At 71.9% G+C, this 587-nt stretch carries 2 protein-coding genes; one reads left to right on the plus strand and one right to left on the minus strand.

The window, feature by feature from the left end; genetic code table 11:
* A partial coding sequence (locus ACFQ36_RS23280) for a LysR family transcriptional regulator (RefSeq protein ID WP_377018003.1) occupies window positions 1-200 on the minus strand: 200 nt, incomplete at its 3' end.
* Between the two features lie 70 nt (window positions 201-270).
* On the opposite strand from ACFQ36_RS23280, the gene ACFQ36_RS23285 reads away from it, so the two are divergent.
* A partial coding sequence (locus ACFQ36_RS23285) for a LysE/ArgO family amino acid transporter (protein WP_377018005.1) occupies window positions 271-587 on the plus strand: 317 nt, incomplete at its 3' end.

The following is a 587-nucleotide window of genomic DNA, read 5'->3' on the forward strand; positions in this document are numbered from 1 at the left end:
ACCACGGCCTCCCCGGCGGCGGTGGGCTGCACGGGCGCCGTGCGCTGCAGCAGCACCCGGCCGGCGGCCTGCTCCATGGCCTTGATCCGCTGCGACACCGCCGAGGGGGTCACGTGCAGCCGCCGCGCCGCGGCGTCGAAGGTGCCGTGCTCGACGACGGCGGCGAACGTGGCCAGATGGTCCAGCTGAAATTCGTTCATTAGCTTATTTTAGGTATCTGAAGATTCTTTAGCTGTTCTGTTCCCGGGCCGCGCGGTAGCGTCGGAGGCTGTGAGTGCAGCAGAAATCCTCCGGGGCGCGGCGCTGGGCCTGGGCACCGGGCTGGCCCTGATCGTGGCCATCGGCGCCCAGAATGCCTTCGTCCTCCGCCAGGGCCTCCGCGGCGAGCATGTCGCCCTGGTCGTGGCGGTCTGTGCGCTCTCCGACGTGGTGCTGATCGCCGCCGGGATCCTGGGCATCGGCACGCTGGTCCAGGCGGTGCCCGCGGCGGTGGATGTCATCCGTTTCGCCGGCGCGGCCTTCCTGGCCGGCTACGCGCTGATGGCGGCGAAGCGGGCCGTCCGGCCGGGGGCGCCGGCCGCCCGCCG

It is taken from the genome of Arthrobacter sp. GCM10027362 (assembly GCF_042679445.1).
In the GTDB taxonomy this organism is placed as follows: Bacteria; Actinomycetota; Actinomycetes; order Actinomycetales; family Micrococcaceae; genus Crystallibacter.